We start from the raw sequence: 15172 nt of genomic DNA, 5'->3' as shown, positions 1-15172 counted from the left end.
TCAGGCTTCATCCATATCCATCAGCAGCTGTTCGAGGGCTTCGCGGTAGTCGCCCGGCTGTTGCCAGAGACCGCGCTGCTGGGCCTCCAGCAGGCGCTCGGTCATGTCGCGCAGGGCCTCGGGGTTATGGCGCTCGACGAAGTCACGGGTATCGGCGTCGAGCAGATAGGCATCGGCCAGTTGCCGGTACTGGTGATCCTCCACCAGTTCGGTAGTGGCGCCGAAGCCGAACAGGTAGTCCACGGTGGCGGCCATCTCGAAGGCCCCCTTGTAGCCATGGCGCTTCATGCCGGCGATCCACTTGGGATTGGCTGCCCGGGAGCGCACCACGCGGCCTAGCTCTTCCTTCAGGGTGCGGATCTTCGGCAGATCGGCCTGGGCATGGTCGCCGAAGTAGCTGGCGCGCCGTTGGCCGCTTAGGGTCTCAGCGGCGGCCAGCATGCCGCCCTGGAACTGGTAGTAGTCGTTGGAATCGAGCAGGTCGTGCTCGCGGTTGTCCTGGTTCTGCAGTACGGCCTGCAGCCGACCGAGGCGGCGGGAGAAGTCGTCACGGGCGGCGGTGCCCTCATCCTCGGCACCATAGGCATAGCCGCCCCAGTTGAGGTAGGCCGTGGCCAGTTCGCTGCGATCCTGCCACTGGCGTTCTTCCACCGCGCCCTGCACACCGGCGCCGTAGGCACTGGGCTGGGCGCCGAAGATGCGCCAGCCGGCCTGACGCCGGGCGAGGTCAGCAGCGGTACCGGCCGCTTCCAGGGCAGCGCGCTCGCGGCGAACCTGGGCGGCCAGGGGGTTGAGATCGTCCGGCTCGTCCAGAGCGGCCACCGCCTGGACCGCGGCATCGAACAGCCGTACCAGACCGCCGAAGGCATCGCGAAAGAAACCGGAGATGCGCAGGGTGACGTCCACCCGCGGACGATCCAGCAGCGACAGCGGCAGGATCTCGAAGTCTTCGACCCGGGCGCTGCCGGTCTGCCACACCGGGCGCACACCCAACAGCGCCATGGCCTGGGCGATGTCGTCGCCGCCGGTCCTCATGGTCGCCGTGCCCCAGACCGAAAGACCCAGCTGGCGCAGGTGGTCGCCCTCCTCCTGCAGATGACGCTCCAGCAGCAGATTGGCCGACTGCCAACCGAGCCGCCAGGCGGTCATGCTCGGCAGGTTGCGCACGTCCACGGAAAAGAAGTTGCGCCCGGTGGGCAGGACATCCAGCCGCCCGCGACTGGGCGCGCCGCTGGGGCCGGCCGGCACGAAGCGCCCGTCCAGGGCCGCCAGGAGGCCGCCGATTTCAGCGGGGCCACAGCCGTCCAGTGCCGGCGCCACCTGGGTGACCAGGTGTTCCAGCACCGGACGGGTCGCCGGCAATTCGACCAGCGCCAACGGCAAGGGCTCGGCATCGACCATCGCGGCGACCAGCGCCAGGGCCAGCAATTCCAGGCGCTCCCGGGTATCACCCAGGGTGCGCCAGGGTTCGGCGGACAGCGCCGCCAGGCAAGCCGGGCGCGCCCCTTGCCAGGGCTCGCCCAGGTCGGCGGCCAGGGGATCGAACTCCAGCTGCAGATCCTTGGCCAGCGCCCGCAAGAGACTCGCATTGCCGCCCTGGGCATCGCCACGGGGGATGCGCAAGAGCGCCACCAGGGTATCGCGACGCAATTGCCCGGTCGGGGATTCACCGAACACATGCAGGCCATCGCGGATCTGGGACTCCTTGAGGTCGCACAGGTAGGCGTCCAGCTGCGGCAGCCAGCTGTCCGGATCGTCGGTGATCACCAGCCCCAGCTCGCGATCCAGGGCGGTCTCGCGCACCAGTTGCAGGATCTCGCCGCGCAACTCGGTGGCACGCCGCAGATCCAGCAGGCTGGCGTCATAGTATTCGTCGGCCAGCCGCTCCAGATCGCGCAGCGGCCCGTAGCTCTCGGCTCGGGTCAGCGGCGGCATCAGGTGGTCGATGATCACCGCCTGGGTGCGCCGCTTGGCCTGGGCGCCCTCGCCCGGGTCGTTGACGATGAAGGGATAGACGTTGGGCAGCGGTCCGAGAATGGCGTCCGGCCAACACTCCGCCGACAGCCCGACGCCCTTGCCCGGCAGCCATTCCAGGTTGCCGTGCTTGCCCAGATGCACCACGGCCTGGGCGCCATAGGCCTCGCGCAGCCAGAAATAGAAGGCCAGGTAGCCATGGGGCGGCACCAGCGCAGGATCGTGGTAGACCGCCGCCGGATCGACGTCATAGCCACGCGCCGGCTGGATGCCGACAAAGGTCAGGCCGAAGCGCACCCCGGCCACCATGAGCCGACCGCGACGGTGCATGGGATCGGTCTCGGGTCCGCCCCAGCGCTCGATCACCGCCTGCTGCAGGCTGAGCGGCAACCCGGCGAACAAAGCGTGGTAGTCCTGCAGCGCCAGGCTCTGCAACGCCGGGCGCAGATCGCGCAGGGCGCTGTCGTTGGTCACCCCACCGAGCAGACGCTCGATCAGGGCGGTGCCGCTGTCCGGCAGATTGGCCACCGGATAGCCGGCCGTCTGCAAGGCGCGCAGTACCCCGAGCGCTGCCGCCGGGGTATCCAGGCCCACGCCATTGCCGATGCGGCCGTCACGGGTCGGATAGTTGGCCAGGATCAGGGCGATGCGCTTGTCCGCCGCGGGACGCCGCGCCAGCTCGATCCAGTTGCGCGCCAGGCGGGCGACGAAGGCCATGCGCTCGCCATCGGCCTGGTAGTTGACCACGTCGCTCTGGCTGCGCTCGCAGCGCCAGGCCAGGCCCTTGAAGCTGATCGGCCGGGTAATGATGCGCCCGTCCAATTCCGGCAGGGCGATATGCATGGCCAGATCGCGGGCACCCAGACCCTGGGGATTCTCCAGCCAGCGCTCGCGATTGTCCTGGGCGCAGATGGCCTGGAGCACCGGCACCGGGCGACGGAACGGCGTGAGATTCGGCCGCTCCGGACTGGATTGGGCGAAGCCGGTGGTATTGAGGATCAGCGCGGCGTTGGTCTCGTCCAGCAGCCGCTCCACCTCCTCCAGACAGGCCGGCTCCTTGAGACTGGCCACGGCGATAGGCAACGGATTCAGCCCTTCGGCGGCCAGCTGTTGGCAGAAGACGTCGACGAAGGCGGTGTTGGCCGACTGCAGATGGGTGCGATAGAACAGCAGCGCCGCGGTCGGCCAATCCGGTCGCCAGTGCTGGCGCCAGCCGTCCAGACCCAGGCCTTCCGGCTGATAGACCGCCACCCGCGGCAATTCCCGTGGCGGCTGGTAGGTGTACGGGGCACCCAGGCATTCGGCCGCCAGGCAATGCAGGAAATCCTGGGCATTGCCCAGCCCTCCTTGGCGCAGATAGCGCCACAGCCGTTCGGCCAGCTCCGGGGCCACCGTACCCAGGGCCATCAGCTCCGGATCGGGCCGATCGCAGCCGGGTACCGCGATCAGGGTCAGCCCCCGCGCGGCCAACTCGGCCAGCCGTTCCATGCCATAGCGCCAGTAACCCTGGCCGCCATGCAGGGAGATGAACACCACTCGCGCCTGGCTCAGCACCTCCTCGACATAGAGGTCCACCGAGGCGTGGTTCTGCAACTGCATGGGATTGGCCAGGCGCAGACTCGGATAGTCCTCGTCCAGGCTACGGGTCGCCTCCGCCAGCAGCGCCAGGTGCGAATCGCCACTGCAGAGCACGACGATCTCACCGGGCGTCTGCGCCAGGTGAGCGATGCCGTCGTCGGGGACGAAGCCGCCCGGCTGGGTACGCAGCAGATGCATCTGGCGTCAGGCGACCGCGGCGCGCAACTGGGTGGTGATGGCCGCCTGGTCCAGCTCCTGGCCAATCAGCACCAGCTGGGTGCTGCGGGTCTCATCGGTCTTCCAGGGGCGGTCGAAGTGCTTGTCGAAGCGGGTGCCGACCCCCTGGACCAGCAGTCGCAGCGGCTTGCCGCCGATGGCCGCGAAGCCCTTCACCCGCAGCACACCATGGGTCTTGACCACCTCGGTCAGGGCCGCCAGCAGGGTCGCCTCGGCCACCTCGGGCAGCTCGACGCCGAAGGAGTCGAATTCGTCGTGATCGTGGTCTTCATGACCTTCGAGGTCATGGTGCGTCGGACGGCTGTCGATATGGGCCTCGGATTCGGCCTGCAGCCCCAGCAGAACCGACAGCGGCAGCACGCCGCGACTGGCTTCCACCACCTTGACCGCTGGCGGCAACTCCTCGGTGACCTCGGCACGTACCCGCGCCAGGGCCTCGGCATCCAGGCCGTCGGCCTTGTTGAGGATCACCAGATCGGCGCTGGCGAGCTGGTCTTCGAACAACTCGTGGAGCGGCGATTCATGGTCGAGGTTGGGGTCCTGGCGGCGTTGGACGTCCACCTGCTCGGGATGGGCAGCGAAGGTGCCGGCCGCCACCGCGGGGCTGTCGACCACGGTGATCACCGCATCCACCGTGCAGGCGTTGCGGATCTCCGGCCACTGGAAGGCCTGCACCAGGGGCTTGGGCAGGGCCAGGCCACTGGTCTCGATGAGGATATGGTCGATGTCGCCGCGGCGGGCTACCAACTCCTTCATCACCGGGAAGAATTCTTCCTGCACGGTGCAGCACAGGCAACCGTTGGCCAGTTCAAAGACGCGGCCCTGGGCCTCTTCCTCGGTACAGCCGATGCTGCACTGGCGCAGGATTTCACCGTCGATGCCCAGCTCGCCGAATTCGTTGACGATCACCGCGATGCGGCGGCCTTCGGCATGGTCGAGCATGTGCCGCAGCAGGGTGGTCTTGCCGGAACCGAGGAAGCCGGTGACGATGGTGACGGGGGTCTTGGCCAGGGTTTTCATGGGCTGCCCTTAGAGAGAAAGCGAAAGAAGACGGGCAGGCATGCCAGGCGCTCGCGCCGCGGCGAGGCCCCAATGGCAGCCCGGATCACCCCGCCCGGTTGCGTGTTCGAAACGTGGCGAGGCAGGTCTCCTGGCTCGCGGCGCCCGGCTCCGGCCTTCCCGCGTGAGCAGTGGCCTGGTGGAGAGGCTAAAAACGCCGCTTACAGTTGCGGGGGCAGCCGCGGTGTCGCACCGCGTTCCCTTTCAAGCTCTTGCCGACAAGAGCACCTCGGAACGCGACAGGCTACGAGTGCCCCGCCGGGGTGTCAATCGGCCAGACTTGACCGGCGGACGAGGCGCGTGGTCTGCTCGCCGCTGCTTCAGGTGTCGCGACTCCGCCATGGGTCGCGGTGAAACGGGAAGCCGGTCCGAGTCCGGCACTGCCCCCGCAACGGTAGACGAGCGCAGGATCACAGAGCCACCCGGCCGGCAAGTCTGGGGAAGGCGATCCTGGTAGTTGCAGCCTGCAACCCTCGTGAGTCCGGAGACCGGCCTGCTGCTTTCAAGCAACCCGCGGTGGGCGGTCGTGCTGGACGGCGGCCGCCTGCGGCTCGCTGCCTCGGCGCGTCCCTGCCGCTTCGACTCCGAGGCCCTGCCATGACCGCTACCCGCTCGACCACCGCCCTGCCCCAGACCAGTACCCGCACCCAGCGCCTGACCGCCACCCTGCTCGCCTGCCTGCTCGGCCTGGGCCTGGTGCTTCTGGCCGGTTTCTCCCATGTCGAGGCGCTGCACAACGGCGCCCACGATACCCGCCATAGCGAAGGCTTCCCCTGCCACTAAAAGGAGTTCGCCATGTTCCAGCGTATTGCCTTCAGTGCCGGCGTGGCCGGTCTGCTCGCTGCCCTGCTATTGAGTGTCCTGCAAAGCCTGTGGCTGACCCCGCTCATCCTCCAGGCGGAAACCTACGAGGTCCAGACCGAGGCGCCCGCCATGGCCGGACCGCATCATCATGGTGAAGAAGCAGCCTGGACGCCGGCGGATGGCTGGCCGCGAACCCTGTCGACCTTTGGCGGCAACCTGGTGGTGGCGGTAGGCTTCGGCCTGATCCTGGCGGGCCTGTTCAATCTGAGGGGCCCGACCCGCCTGCACCAGGGCCTGCTGTGGGGCCTGGCCGGCTATGCCACCTTTTGCCTGGCGCCCAGCCTCGGCCTGCCGCCGGAGCTACCCGGCACGGCCGCGGCGGATCTCACCCTGCGTCAAGCCTGGTGGCTGGGCACTGCCGGTGCCACTGCCGCGGCGCTCGCGCTCCTGGCGTTCACTCGCCATCCCGGCTTCAAGATCGCCGCCCTCGGGCTGCTGCTCATTCCCCATCTGCTGGGTGCGCCCCAACCCGTCGCCCAGGCGAGCCTGGCACCGGAGGCCTTGCAACGGCACTTCCAGATCGCCGTGCTGGCCAGCAACCTGCCGTTCTGGCTGCTCCTGGGACTCGCCTGCAGCTGGCTGTTCCATCGCCAGGCGCCTCAGGCCTGATGGCGCTGGTCCTGGGCCTGGGTTGCCGCCGGGGCTGTTCGGTGGAGGAGCTGACCGCGCTGGCGCTGGCAGTGCTGCAGGAGGCCGGCTGCGACCCCAGCGCCCTCACGGCGCTGGCGACGGTGGACCGCCGCGTGGAGGAAAACGCACTGCAACACCTGGCCCAGCGCTGGCAACTGCCCTTGCAGGGCTTCTCCGCCGAACGTCTGGCGCAACAAAAGGGCATCGCCGCGCCGAGTGCGGTCGCCTTGCAACACACCGGCAGTCCCAGCGTGGCTGAAGCCGCGGCCCTGGCCGCGGCCGGTGAAGGCGCCCGGTTGCGGGTCGGCAAGCGCAAGAGCGCGGCCGCGACGGCAGCGCTGGCTTACGCCTGAGCGACCTCTTCCGCATCAGTGTCTCTGACCCGAGCGCGGACATGGATGGGGCTGAAGGGCTCGTTCTGCACCAGCTCCACCAGGGATTCCTTGACCAGCTCGAGGATGGCCATGAAGGTCACCACCACCCCGAGCCGGCCTTCATCCAGGGTGAACAGCGCCACGAAGGGCACGAAGGCGCCATCCTTGAGGCGCTCCAGCACCTGGCTCATGCGCTCGCGGGTGGACAGCACCTCGCGGGTCACCTGGTGACTCTCGAACAGGTCGGCGCGGCGCAGGACCTCGCCCATGGCCAGCAGCAACTCGCCCAGCTCCACCTCGGGTAGGAGCTTGCGCGCCCGCGCCTCGGGTGCCGGCAAGCTGGGCACCACGAAGTTGCGTCCCTCCCGCGGCAGGTCGTCGAGGTCCTCGGCGGCCTTCTTGAAGCGCTCGTATTCCTGCAGCCGGCGGATCAGTTCGGCGCGCGGATCTTCCTCTTCGGCCTCCAGGCCTTCGGCGCGCGGCAGCAGCATGCGCGACTTGATCTCCGCCAGCATGGCCGCCATCAGCAGGTATTCGGCGGCCAGCTCCAGTTGCACCGCCTTCATCAGCTCGACGTAGCTCATGTACTGCCGGGTGATCTCGGCGACCGGAATGTCGAGGATGTCGATGTTCTGCTTGCGGATCAGATAGAGCAGCAGGTCGAGAGGCCCCTCGAAGGCTTCGAGAAAGACCTCCAGCGCATCCGGCGGAATGTAGAGGTCCTGGGGCAGTTCGGTGAAGGCCTCGCCATAGACCAGCGCCAGGCGCAGCTGCTCGGGTTCGAGCAGCTGGGGGTCCAGGGCTTCGCTCATGCTTCGATCATGAAGGGCGTGGGATCACCGGCACCGACGCGGATCACTTCCGGCTCGTCGTCGGCCAGGCTGATCACGGTGGAGGGCTGCAGGCCACCCGGACCGCCCTCGATCACCAGGTCGACGAAATGCTCGAGACGCTCGCGGATCTCCCAGGCATCACCCAGGGCCTCGTCATCGCCCGGCAGGATCAGGCTCACGCTCATCAGCGGCTCGCCCAGCGCCTCCAGCAGCGCCAGGGTGATGGGATGCTGGGGCACCCGCACGCCGATGGTGCGCCGCTTGGGATGCAGCAGCATGCGCGGCACCTCGCGGGTGGCGTTGAGGATGAAGGTATAGGGGCCGGGGGTATAGGCCTTGAGCAGGCGAAAGGCGCTGGTGTCCACCTTGGCATAGATCCCCAGCTCGGAGAGGTCGCAGCACACCAGGGTGAAGTTGTGCTTGTCGTCGAGCTGGCGGATGCGGCGGATACGCTCCACCGCGCTCTTCTCACCGATACGGCAGCCCAGGGCATAGGACGAATCGGTGGGATAGGCGATGACACCGCCGGACTGAATGATTTCCACGGCCTGACGAATCAGCCGCGGCTGGGGATTCTGCGGATGAATCTCGATGAACTGGCTCATTGGGGTTCCCGATTCTGAGGGTACAGCGGTTGACTGAAGCGCGCCCAGAGGGGCGGCAGATCTTCGGGCAACGGGCGGTACATCCCCAGCTCCGACCAGTCGGCCGGCGCATGGAAATCGCTGCCCGCACTGACCATCAGACCGAATTCCCGCGCCAGAATTGCCAGGGTGCCGACCTGCTCCGCCGGCTGCACGCCATTGACCACCTCGATGGCGTGGCCACCGCCGGTGACGAATTCGCCGATCAGCTTGCGCAGCTTGGTGCGGGTGAAGCCATAGGCCAGCGGGTGGGCCAGACTGATCCATGCCTTGGCGCCCTTCAGGGTCGCCAGGGTCTCGGCCAGGGTCGGCCAGTGCTGCTTGACGTCGCCGAGCTTGCCGCCGCCCAGCCACTTGCGAAAGGCATCGCCGCGGTCTTCGACGAAGCCGGCCTGCACCAGGTATTCGGCGAAATGCGGCCGGGCCGGCGCATTGCGACTGTCGCCCAGGGCCAGCTGCACCGCCCGGGCGCCGTCCAGGGTGCCGGGCATGCCCTTGGCCGCCAGCCGCCGGTCGATTTCCCGGGCGCGTTCCCAGCGTCCCTCGTGCAGGGCTTCCAGCGCAGCGTTCAATTCGGGCGCCTCGGGGGCGAAGTTGTAGCCCAGCACATGCAGGGTCGCCCCACCCCAGGTACAGGACATCTCGATCCCGGGCAGCAGGCGCAGACCCAGGCCGTCCGCGGCTTCCAGGGCTTCGGCATAGCCATCCAGGGTGTCGTGGTCGGTGATGGCCAGCAGTTGCACCCCGCGCTCATGGGCGCGTCTGACCACCTCGGCGGGCGCGAAGGCGCCGTCCGACGCGGTGGTATGACAGTGCAGGTCGATACGCATGGCTTTCTCCTCCGGCTTCATCAGGTATTATGCCGCGATGCACTGCTATCGGCTGCGTTAATGAAACAATTCATCGATTTCATCCCCCTGCTCCTGTTCTTCCTGGTCTACAAGCTCGATCCGCGTCCGGTGGAGTTCGCCGGGCACGCCTTTACCCTGGGCGGCATCTTCAGCGCGACCGCGGTGCTGATCATCGCCTCCCTGGTGGTCTACGGCGCGATCTTCGCGACCCAGCGCCGGCTGGAGAAGAGTCAGTGGCTGACGCTGATCGCCTGCCTGGTGTTTGGTGGCATGACCCTGGCCTTCCATAGCGAGACCTTCCTGAAATGGAAGGCGCCGGTGGTGAACTGGCTGTTCGCCCTGGCCTTCCTGGGCAGCCAGTTCATCGGCGACAAACCGCTGATCCAGCGCATGCTGGGCCACGCGGTGCGCCTGCCAGCCCCCATCTGGACGCGGCTGAACATCGCCTGGATCGTCTTCTTCATCGTCTGCGGCTGCGCGAATCTCTACGTGGCCTTCACCTACGAAAGCTTCTGGGTCGACTTCAAGGTCTTTGGCAGTCTGGCAATGACCCTGGTGTTCATGCTCGGTCAGGGCCTCTATCTGGCGCGCCATCTGCAACCCATGGATGAACCGCGAGACTGATCCCATGAGCCAGATACTGCTGATCGACGACGACCAAGAACTGTGCGACCTGCTTGGTGCCTGGCTGAAACAGGAAGGCTTCGAGGTCAACGCCTGTCATGCCGGCAGCGACGCCCGCACCCAGTTGCGCGAGGCGACACCGGATGTGGTGGTGCTGGACGTGATGCTGCCTGACGGCAGTGGCCTGGAATTGCTCAAGCAGCTGCGCAGCGATCATCCGCAACTGCCCGTGCTGATGCTGTCGGGACGGGGCGAACCCCTCGACCGGATCCTCGGCCTGGAGCTGGGTGCCGACGACTACCTGGCCAAGCCCTGCGATCCGCGCGAACTCACCGCGCGCCTCCGAGCCATCCTCAGACGCAGTCATCCGGCCCAGCCCGCGGCCCGCCTGCAGCTGGGCGACCTGTCGCTGAGTCTGGCGCGCGGCGTCGCCAACATCGGCGAAACCGAGATCACCCTGACCCTCACCGAGAGCCGCATCCTCGAAGCCCTGCTGCGGCAACCGGGCGAACCCCTGGAAAAGCAGGCCCTGGCCCAGGCGGCCCTGGGCCGCAAGCTGACCCTCTACGATCGCAGCCTGGACATGCATGTCAGCAATCTGCGCCGCAAACTCGGCAGCCATGCCGACGGTCGTCCGCGCATCCTGGCGCTGCGGGGCCGCGGCTACTACTACAGCGTCTAGCCCACCGCGCAGCCTTTACCCCCTCTTTACCCCCGCTGACCGCCACTGACTCCCCCGCTCCTAGACTGGGCTCATCCGGTGTTGCACCGGTCATCCCAAGGAGATTTCCCGATGCGCAAACTCATGCCCGCCGTGCTGTTCGCCGCCCTGCTGCCGACCCTGACCCTGGCCGCTACCCAGGACAGCACCGACATCACCCCGCCGCCCCACGGCAAGCTGATGGACGGCGGTCCGCGTGGCGATGGCCCCCTGCGCGGTCTCAAGCTGACCCCCGAGCAACGCGAGCAGGTCGGCAAGCTGATGGGCGAGGAACGCCAGCAGCAGCGCGAGATCGTCAAGAGCTACCTCGACAAGCTGCCCGAGGATCAGCGCAAGGCCCTGCACGATCAGCTGGATGGCAGTCGCGACAAGACCCGTCAGTCCATTCGCGCCCTGCTCAAGCCCGATCAGCAGAAGCGCTTCGACGAAATGGAAAAGAAGCGTGAGGATCGCGCCAAGGAGTGGGCCGAGTTCCAGCAGTGGAAGCAGGACCACAAGTCCTCCTGATCCCCGATCGCTGCGCCGATGGTCCTCGGCGCAGCGTCTGACCAAGAACCTGCCCAAAATCTCGCGAGCTAGAGACAAACAAGGCGAAAATGCCTGAGGAAGCGGAGTTTACGAGTGGTAAATGAGCATTCCGAAGGCATTTTCAACGCCGTTTGGCCGACGCGCAGCAGACTTTGAGCAGCTTCTAAGGCGACTGCATGGTTTTTCGTTCCCTCTTCTGGCGCATCTTCGCCACCTTCTGGCTGGCCATTCTGTCCGCGGTCGGTCTGACCATGCTGCTCGGCCACCTGGCCGACCAGGACTCCTGGATCCTCGCGCAGCATCCCGGCCTGCGCGACCTCCCCGAACAGTGGGTGCAACGCTATGAAAACGACGGTCCCGCCGCCGCCCAAGGCCTGCTCGAACAGCGCAAGGGCCGCTACGGCATCGATGTGCTGGTGCTGGGCGAGAACGGCTCGCCCCTGGTGCGCGGCACCCTGCCACCGCGCATCTTCGACCAGGATCTCGACCAGCCGCAGCGTCAGCAGCGCCCCGGCCCCGGCGCCCGCGACCCCAACCGGCCGCTGCCCTGGCGACGCCTGACCGACGAATACACCAGCCCGAGCGGCCAGACCTACCTGTTCATCTACCACCTGCCCACCCCCGAACTGGGCGCCTGGCGCCGCCAAAGCCTGTTCTGGCCGGTCGGCATGCTGGCCATCGCCACGGTGGTGCTGACCCTGTTCAGCCTGCTGCTGACCCTCAGCCTGACCCGCCCGCTCAATCATCTCAGGCGTGCGGTCCACGATCTCGGGCAGACCGCCTATCAGCAGGACACCCTCGCCCGCCTCGCCCGCCGCAAGGACGAACTGGGCGTGCTGGCCGAAGACTTCAATCGCATGGGCGCCCATCTGCAGCGCCTGATCGACAGCCAGCGGCAGCTGCTGCGCGACGTGTCCCACGAGCTACGCTCCCCGCTGGCCCGCCTGCGCATCGCCCTGGCGCTGGCCGAACGCTCCGACCCCCATGACCTGGGCAACATGTGGCCGCGCCTGACCCTGGAATGCGATCGCCTGGAAACCCTGATCGGCGAGATTCTCGCCCTGGCCCGCCAGGAAGCGGATCCCGGTCCGCCCGAGCAGCTGGAATTGCACCCGCTGCTGGAAGGCCTGGTCGAGGATGCCCAGCTCAGCGCCCCGCAGCAGCGGGTAGAGCTGGACGTTCCCGACGCCCTGCGGCTGGACGGCTGGCCCGATGTACTGGAACGGGCCCTGGACAATCTGTTGCGCAATGCGCTGCGCTTCAACCCGCCCGCCCTGCCGATCGTCATCTCGGCGACCGCCGCCGCGGGCGAGGTGTGCATCCAGGTGCGTGACCATGGCCCCGGAGTCAAGGTCGACGACTTGCCCCGGCTGGGTGAGCCCTTCTTCCGCTCGGATCAGCAGCAGGCCACCGGCTATGGCCTGGGGCTGGCCATCGCCCGCCGCGCCATCCAGCGCCATGGTGGCGAGCTGCACCTGAGCAATCACCCGGACGGCGGCTTTCTCGCCACCGTCACCCTGCCGCTCAGACCGGTCCTGACCAATGGCTGACCTGGCCGCTCAGATCACGCGGCGCCGGGATCCGCGGCGCCATCTCCGGCGTGCCCAGGTAGATGTAGCCCACCAGTTGTTCGTCCTCGGCCAGTCCCAGCCCTTGCAGCACCCAGGGATCGTAGCTGAACTCACCGGAGCGCCAGACCGCACCCAGGCCCAGGGCGAAGGCCGCGTTGACCAGGCCGTGGGCAACGCAGCCGGCGGTGATGATCTGCTCCTGGACCGGCACCTTGGGGTGTTCCTGGGGCGTGGCGACGACGGCGATCACCAGGGGGGCCCGCAGCGGCATGCGCCGCGCCTTGTCCAGGGCCGCCGCATCGGCGTCGGGCTCGCGCCGGCGCAGGGCATCGGCATAGAGCTCGCCGAGCGCCGTGCGGCCGGCGCCGCTCACCAGGATCAGCCGCCAGGGGCGCAGCAGCTTGTGGTCCGGCGCTCGGTCCGCGGCGCGCAGCAGGGTCTCGAGTTGCGCGGGCGTTGGGCCCGGTTCGGTCAGGCGACCGACCGAGGCGCGATTGCAAAGGGCTTCGAGGGCATCCATAGCGTCTCTCCTGTAAAGATGCCGCAGTGTACCCCAGGGACGACTGCCGAATTTGGCTGTCACAGCAGCGGAATGGCTGACATTCTTGGCCGCTACCGGGGCGGTCGGCTAAGATCGCGAATGCTAGAAAACCCGGCCGCTTTCATCGTCGCGAACGGAGTTATCCCGACCTCTCGCCTTTTTCGAAACGGACCCGACAGATGAAGTTTGCGCTCAACCGGTTCCTCGCTGCGTCCGGTGACAGCCTGGGCGTCTACTACGCCCGGGTATTCGCCTATCTGATCGCCGCCGCCAGCGTCACCGCCGGGTACTACACCCAGGCCGATGCGGTGGGCCTGTGGCTGATCCCCTATGCCCTGCTCTACCCCCATGTGGCCCAGACCCTGAGTCTCAAGCTCAGACGCGATCGCGGCGCCCAGACCGATATCATCCTCGCCGCCCTGGACGCCATCCATGTCGGCATGGCCGCGGTGGTGTTGCGCTTCCCGCTGATGCCCACCCTGATGCTGCTGTTCATGCTCGGCTATACCAGCATGCTGCGCGGTGGTCCGCGCCTGCTTGGCCTGTGCCTGCTGTTCGCCACCAGCGCCGCGGCGCTGGGCAGCGCCACCTTCTTCCAGGGCGTCGACCTCACCAGTCCGCTGCTGGTGGCGGTCACCAGCGTGGTGGGCACCATGCTGCACCTCTGGGGCACCGGCTACTTCCTGCATCGCCAGCGCAAGCGCCTCATCCAGATCAACGATGACCTCAAGCGCGAGCAGGAAAAGTCGGCGATCCTGGCGCACAACCTGGCCAAATACCTCTCGCCCCAGGTCTGGGAATCCATCTTCACCGGCAAGCAGCACATCGCCCTGGGCACCCAGCGCAAGAAGATCACGGTGTTCTTCTCCGACATCAAGGGCTTCACCGAGCTGTCCGAAGAACTCGAGGCCGAAGCCCTCACCGACATGCTCAACAACTACCTCAACGAGATGTCGAAGATCGCCGTCAAATACGGTGGCACCATCGACAAGTTCGTCGGTGACTGCGTGATGGTGTTCTTTGGCGACGCCAACAGCCAGGGCGCCAAGAAGGACGCCGTGGCCGCGGTCTCCATGGCCATCGCCATGCGCAAGCACATGAAGGTCCTGCGCCAGCAGTGGCGCAGCCAGGGCATCAACAAGCCACTGGAGATCCGCATGGGCCTGAATACCGGTTACTGCACGGTCGGCAACTTCGGCTCCAGCACGCGCATGGACTACACCATCATCGGTCGCGAAGTGAACCTGGCAAGCCGCCTGGAGAATGCCGCCGATGCCGGCGAGATCCTGATCAGCCACGAGACCTACTCGCTGGTCAAGGAAACCATCATGTGCCGCGACAAGAGCTGGATCACCGTCAAGGGCTTCAGCAAGCCGGTGCAGATCTATCAGGTGGTGGACTTCCGTCGCGACCTGGGCGCCTCTCCCAGCTATGTCGAGCACGAACTGCCGGGCTTCTCCATGTACCTGGATACCAACAACATCCAGAACTACGACAAGGAGCGGGTCATCCAGGCGCTGCAGCTGGCAGCGGAAAAGCTCAAGGACAAGGTAATTCTTTAAAGCGACCGCAGACCCTGCGGCCGCATCTGGACGTACCTCGGCGCCCTTGGCTGGGCGCAACCAGACCGCCAGCGCAGGCGGTATTCGGACTGCTGCTCGGTAGGATGCTGATATATCGCTGACAGCCACCAAGCACAGCCAAGCCTGCCCTCCCTTGGCAATACTCATTGCCGCCCACCAGATCGCCTCTTTGCTCGGCGAAGAGGCAGCGGTCTGAGCTGAAGCGAACGTGCTGTTGCGGCCCCGCTGGAAAGGCCCAGGCCTTCGATACCCAGGCTGCCCTGCCCCTTCCGGGAGCATTCGACGCCGAAGACTTATCTGTGACTCCAGGACGAGCACCCCCAGTGATGAGGCATCTCCCTTTGCGCCGCTGGCGAACCGGCCTATCCCGATTTGCAGGAAAGGCAGCCGGGCGGTGATCAGCCTTGACCAGCGTATCTTCGCGTCACAGGGTACCGATGCTGGCAAGGTGCAGCCCAACCTCCTGGGCAACTTCCACAGTGGGCCTTCGATAGCGCCCCGTAGCCCCTCCCCGCAACGTGGAATCTCGCGAAGCGACTTTAATAAGCCATGAACATGCC

Annotated in this window: 14 protein-coding genes and 2 riboswitches; of the genes, 8 read left to right on the top strand and 6 right to left on the bottom strand. The window is 66.9% G+C overall.

Annotated features, from left to right (window positions below):
• Together cobN and cobW are read right to left on the bottom strand one after the other, a co-directional pair.
• On the bottom strand, positions 1-3750 hold the full coding sequence (cobN, locus tag DBY63_RS20425; protein ID WP_108582696.1) for a cobaltochelatase subunit CobN: 3750 nt from the start codon (positions 3748-3750) through the stop codon (positions 1-3).
• A gap of 6 nt (positions 3751-3756) precedes the next feature.
• Positions 3757-4809: a cobalamin biosynthesis protein CobW gene (gene cobW / locus DBY63_RS20420; RefSeq protein ID WP_108582697.1), complete on the bottom strand. Its 1053-nt coding sequence runs from the start codon at positions 4807-4809 to the stop codon at positions 3757-3759.
• Positions 4810-4911: 102 nt separating this feature from the next.
• Positions 4912-5095, bottom strand: a riboswitch (cobalamin riboswitch).
• 58 nt (positions 5096-5153) lie between these two features.
• Positions 5154-5360, top strand: a riboswitch (cobalamin riboswitch).
• A gap of 85 nt (positions 5361-5445) precedes the next feature.
• Here cobW and DBY63_RS20415 point away from each other — a divergent pair.
• Genes DBY63_RS20415 through DBY63_RS20405 form a run of 3 tightly spaced genes read left to right on the top strand, consistent with a single transcriptional unit; the run spans position 5446 to position 6695 of the window.
• The gene (locus DBY63_RS20415; protein WP_007158478.1) at positions 5446-5631 is read left to right on the top strand and encodes a CbtB domain-containing protein; all 186 of its coding nucleotides are present in this window, start codon (positions 5446-5448) and stop codon (positions 5629-5631) included.
• A 12-nt stretch (positions 5632-5643) separates the two neighbouring features.
• Complete coding sequence (locus tag DBY63_RS20410; protein ID WP_108582698.1) at positions 5644-6321, top strand: CbtA family protein; 678 nt, start codon at positions 5644-5646, stop codon at positions 6319-6321.
• Positions 6321-6695 (top strand): cobalamin biosynthesis protein, encoded by a 375-nt coding sequence (locus DBY63_RS20405; RefSeq protein WP_108582699.1) that lies wholly within the window; start codon positions 6321-6323, stop codon positions 6693-6695. Before DBY63_RS20410 ends, DBY63_RS20405 begins: the two co-directional genes overlap by 1 nt.
• Here the strand turns inward: DBY63_RS20405 and DBY63_RS20400 are convergent.
• The 3 genes from DBY63_RS20400 to DBY63_RS20390 all read right to left on the bottom strand — a co-directional run bounded on the left by DBY63_RS20400 (position 6686) and on the right by DBY63_RS20390 (position 9023).
• Complete coding sequence (locus tag DBY63_RS20400; RefSeq protein ID WP_161796601.1) at positions 6686-7414, bottom strand: ScpA family protein; 729 nt, start codon at positions 7412-7414, stop codon at positions 6686-6688. The genes DBY63_RS20405 and DBY63_RS20400 overlap by 10 nt on opposite strands.
• A gap of 110 nt (positions 7415-7524) precedes the next feature.
• A complete protein-coding gene (locus DBY63_RS20395) occupies positions 7525-8154 on the bottom strand; it encodes an L-threonylcarbamoyladenylate synthase (protein ID WP_027599504.1) in 630 nt (209 codons plus the stop codon).
• Positions 8151-9023, bottom strand: coding sequence for a PHP domain-containing protein (locus DBY63_RS20390; protein WP_007158483.1), 873 nt, complete (start codon positions 9021-9023; stop codon positions 8151-8153). Before DBY63_RS20390 ends, DBY63_RS20395 begins: the two co-directional genes overlap by 4 nt.
• Before the next feature lie 60 nt (positions 9024-9083).
• Here DBY63_RS20390 and DBY63_RS20385 point away from each other — a divergent pair, with 60 nt between their 5' ends.
• The 4 genes from DBY63_RS20385 to DBY63_RS20370 all read left to right on the top strand — a co-directional run bounded on the left by DBY63_RS20385 (position 9084) and on the right by DBY63_RS20370 (position 12467).
• Entirely contained in the window at positions 9084-9668 is a 585-nt protein-coding gene (locus tag DBY63_RS20385) for a septation protein A (protein ID WP_108582700.1), read from the top strand.
• A gap of 4 nt (positions 9669-9672) precedes the next feature.
• The gene (locus DBY63_RS20380; protein ID WP_007158485.1) at positions 9673-10350 is read left to right on the top strand and encodes a response regulator transcription factor; all 678 of its coding nucleotides are present in this window, start codon (positions 9673-9675) and stop codon (positions 10348-10350) included.
• A gap of 111 nt (positions 10351-10461) precedes the next feature.
• The gene (locus DBY63_RS20375; RefSeq protein WP_007158486.1) at positions 10462-10896 is read left to right on the top strand and encodes a hypothetical protein; all 435 of its coding nucleotides are present in this window, start codon (positions 10462-10464) and stop codon (positions 10894-10896) included.
• A 197-nt stretch (positions 10897-11093) separates the two neighbouring features.
• Positions 11094-12467, top strand: coding sequence for a HAMP domain-containing sensor histidine kinase (locus tag DBY63_RS20370; RefSeq protein ID WP_108582701.1), 1374 nt, complete (start codon positions 11094-11096; stop codon positions 12465-12467).
• Here DBY63_RS20370 and DBY63_RS20365 read toward each other — a convergent pair.
• Complete coding sequence (locus DBY63_RS20365; RefSeq protein ID WP_042133943.1) at positions 12442-13008, bottom strand: nitroreductase; 567 nt, start codon at positions 13006-13008, stop codon at positions 12442-12444. The genes DBY63_RS20370 and DBY63_RS20365 overlap by 26 nt on opposite strands.
• A 200-nt stretch (positions 13009-13208) precedes the next feature.
• On the opposite strand from DBY63_RS20365, the gene DBY63_RS20360 reads away from it, so the two are divergent.
• On the top strand, positions 13209-14591 hold the full coding sequence (locus DBY63_RS20360) for an adenylate/guanylate cyclase domain-containing protein (RefSeq protein ID WP_007158489.1): 1383 nt from the start codon (positions 13209-13211) through the stop codon (positions 14589-14591).
• Positions 14592-15172 lie beyond the last annotated feature (581 nt).

It is taken from the genome of Pseudomonas sp. RIT411 (assembly GCF_003057735.2).
In the GTDB taxonomy this organism is placed as follows: Bacteria; Pseudomonadota; Gammaproteobacteria; order Pseudomonadales; family Pseudomonadaceae; genus Chryseomonas; species Chryseomonas oryzihabitans.
Note: the sequence above shows the minus strand (reverse complement) of the source record. Positions and strands in the feature narration are given on the sequence as shown.

Coding starts and splice junctions, on each gene's coding strand:
- DBY63_RS20405 (WP_108582699.1), top strand. CDS start 6,321: ATGGCGCTGGTCCTGGGCCTGGGTTGCCGCCGGGGCTGTTCGGTGGAG.
- DBY63_RS20390 (WP_007158483.1), bottom strand. CDS start 9,023: ATGCGTATCGACCTGCACTGTCATACCACCGCGTCGGACGGCGCCTTC.
- DBY63_RS20415 (WP_007158478.1), top strand. CDS start 5,446: ATGACCGCTACCCGCTCGACCACCGCCCTGCCCCAGACCAGTACCCGC.
- DBY63_RS20375 (WP_007158486.1), top strand. CDS start 10,462: ATGCGCAAACTCATGCCCGCCGTGCTGTTCGCCGCCCTGCTGCCGACC.
- DBY63_RS20395 (WP_027599504.1), bottom strand. CDS start 8,154: ATGAGCCAGTTCATCGAGATTCATCCGCAGAATCCCCAGCCGCGGCTG.
- DBY63_RS20360 (WP_007158489.1), top strand. CDS start 13,209: ATGAAGTTTGCGCTCAACCGGTTCCTCGCTGCGTCCGGTGACAGCCTG.
- DBY63_RS20380 (WP_007158485.1), top strand. CDS start 9,673: ATGAGCCAGATACTGCTGATCGACGACGACCAAGAACTGTGCGACCTG.
- DBY63_RS20385 (WP_108582700.1), top strand. CDS start 9,084: ATGAAACAATTCATCGATTTCATCCCCCTGCTCCTGTTCTTCCTGGTC.
- DBY63_RS20370 (WP_108582701.1), top strand. CDS start 11,094: ATGGTTTTTCGTTCCCTCTTCTGGCGCATCTTCGCCACCTTCTGGCTG.
- DBY63_RS20410 (WP_108582698.1), top strand. CDS start 5,644: ATGTTCCAGCGTATTGCCTTCAGTGCCGGCGTGGCCGGTCTGCTCGCT.
- cobN (WP_108582696.1), bottom strand. CDS start 3,750: ATGCATCTGCTGCGTACCCAGCCGGGCGGCTTCGTCCCCGACGACGGC.
- DBY63_RS20365 (WP_042133943.1), bottom strand. CDS start 13,008: ATGGATGCCCTCGAAGCCCTTTGCAATCGCGCCTCGGTCGGTCGCCTG.
- cobW (WP_108582697.1), bottom strand. CDS start 4,809: ATGAAAACCCTGGCCAAGACCCCCGTCACCATCGTCACCGGCTTCCTC.